The organism is Butyrivibrio sp. (assembly GCF_017940685.1).
In the GTDB taxonomy this organism is placed as follows: Bacteria; Bacillota; Clostridia; order Lachnospirales; family Lachnospiraceae; genus Butyrivibrio.
This window is the reverse complement of record NZ_JAGAYD010000223.1, coordinates 1-2,654: the sequence shown is the minus strand read 5'-3', so window position 1 is coordinate 2,654 and position 2,654 is coordinate 1. Positions and strand designations below refer to the sequence as shown.

At 44.3% G+C, this 2,654-nt stretch carries 2 protein-coding genes; both read left to right on the top strand.

Annotated elements, in window-relative coordinates:
- The coding region (locus tag J6I68_RS13455; RefSeq protein ID WP_292221079.1) for an NYN domain-containing protein at positions 1 to 1,825 on the top strand (1,825 nt) is incomplete at its 5' end.
- Between the two features lie 121 nt (positions 1,826 to 1,946).
- The coding region (locus tag J6I68_RS13450; RefSeq protein WP_292221077.1) for a hypothetical protein at positions 1,947 to 2,654 on the top strand (708 nt) is incomplete at its 3' end.

Here is a 2,654-nt window from a genome sequence, read left to right as displayed (position 1 = left end):
TAAGATGCAGGCCATAAAGGAAGCGGTAGCTGGCCAGGTAGTTGCAGTTATGGGACTGACCAACAGGCGCGCAGGAGAAGGGCTTGGAGTACTTGAGGGAGATACGGTCTCAGAAGTTTTGCAGCCCATATTGTCATCAGTGCTGATACTTCCTGAAGGCGCAGACCCTGCCGTAGTCTACAGTAACCTTAAGGCATTAGAGGACGAGGAGCCGATGCTCCTTGTTTCATATAATGAAGAAACAAAAGAAATCCTTGTAAACCTCATGGGAGAGGTGCAAAAAGAGATCCTTACCCATCTTATAAAAACCAGGTTTGGCCTTGATGTTAAATTTGGAAAGGGCAATATCGTCTACAAAGAAACCATACTTGGCCCTGTTGAGGGAGTTGGACACTTCGAGCCTCTTCGCCACTACGCAGAGGTACATCTTCTTCTTGAGCCATTAGAGCCAGGAAGCGGCCTTAAGTTTGAAACCAACTGCAGTACCGACGATCTTTCCCTCAACTGGCAGAGGCTTATATTAACTCATCTCGGAGAAAAGAAACATCGCGGAGTCCTTACGGGTTCTGAGATTACAGATATGAAGATCACGGTAATTGCCGGAAAGAGCCACGTCAAGCACACAGAGGGCGGAGATTTCAGACAGGCCACCTACAGAGCGGTGAGGCAGGGACTTATGATGGCTGACAGTATCCTTCTTGAGCCGGTTCTTGACTACAGGCTGGAAGTTCCAGGAGACTGTGTTGGAAGAGCTCTTACAGACCTTCAACGGATGAACGCCACTGTTTCAGGACCTGAGATAGAAGGCGATATGTCAGTTATAACGGGAACTCTTCCTGCTGCATGTTTTGGAGACTACGCAGGAGATGTATCCTCCTACACCAAGGGTGAGGGCAGGATCTTTACAACCTTAAGTGGCTATGCTCCCTGCCACAACGCAGAGGAAGTGATACTTGAAAAGGGCTATGATCCCACTCTTGATAAGAGGAATTCTCCTGACTCAGTATTTTGTATGCACGGAGCAGGAACTGTTGTGCCCTGGGATCAGGTCAGAAGCTACATGCATGTTGACAGCGGTTATAATCCAAAGACCCACAAGGTGGAGACGGATCTTTCTGACAACATAGATATGGAGGCCTTAAAAGAATTACAGGACAGGCTGAAAAATAAAGATACCACCGAGAGGTCTTTTGCCGAAAGAGAAAGAGAACAAAGGGCTGCAGAAGGCGAGCTTATGGCCATATTTGAAAGGACCTACGGTGCGGTCAAGCCCAGATATGTTGAAACCGAGACTGTCTATGAGGGCATGACAAAAGAGGAAAAAGAGGCCCGAAGAGACCATGAAGTTGAGCAGCAAAAGCGTGAAAAATACGAGAATGTGAAGCCTTTAGAGGAGTACAAAGAGTATCTTCTGGTGGACGGCTACAATATTATTTATGCATCAAAAGAACTGTCAGACCTTGCAAAAACAGATCTAAAGGCAGCAAGAGACAGTCTCATCGACACCCTTATAAACTTCCAGGGATTTAGAAGAGAACGCGTACTTTTGGTGTTTGACGCCTATAAAGTTCCTGGCGGAAAAGAGCACGTGGAGGACAGGAGCGGCCTTTTGATTATTTATACAAAAGAGGCAGAAACCGCCGATCAGTACATTGAAAAGGTTGCCCACGAGATCAGTAAAAAATACAAGGTGACAGTAGCAACTTCTGATGCCATCGAACAGGTCATAGTCATGGGGAGCGGCGCAATAAGAATGTCAGCCAGGGATTTTTGGGAAGAGATAGAAAGGACAAGAGAGCTTATCAGAGAAAAAATTGATAAGTGACAGAATTGATAAAGTAGTAACAAATTATCTAAAAAAAGTATAAACTTTTGCAAAAATATACACTCTTTAGACGAAACGCAATATAATTATTATATGAGTTTCGGATTAAGGAGGTAGCAGAATGAATCAGAAGAACAATTCAGGTTTTAAAGCACCGCTCGGCGCGATCCTTCTTGGTGTGACTGGTGTACTTACCATCGCACTTATAGCAAGTATCGTCTTTAGCGGCACACAGATGAGATCCATAGAAATGACCGATGAAGAGGTCTACTATGATATGCTCTATACCATAAGTACCGACCTTATCAATGCAGACAGAGACCTGTATCAGGCAATGCTTGCTGCAACAAGAAAGCTTGCTTATGCAGACTATGTTGGTCCAGAGGGCATTGCAGTATATGTGGATGATTACAAGTCCAATGCACAGCAGGCGCTTGATGGTGTAAATGCAGCAGCAGAGCTTGCCAAGAAGAATGACTATCTTTATAACCAGCTTAAAGATGATGATGGCGATACCTTCGGCAAGCTGGCTGAAGGCTTTTCATCTCAGTATTCTAAATGGATTAGCAGCTATGATGTTAAGAATGGCATAGGCGATATAGCAACCTTTGACACTGAGTTTGATGCCACAAGAGATTACATCAGTAACATGTCTGATATTGTTGAGGCGTGGGCTAGCCAGGAAAAAGAGGCTAACGAAAAGGCTATCAACCACAAGATCCTTGTTTCTTCTATGACATTCATTGTTATTGCTATCGTTCTTTTAGTTGTAACTATATTTGTCATCGCTGTCATCCTTAAGACTCTTAAGAGAATGACTTCTGATGTT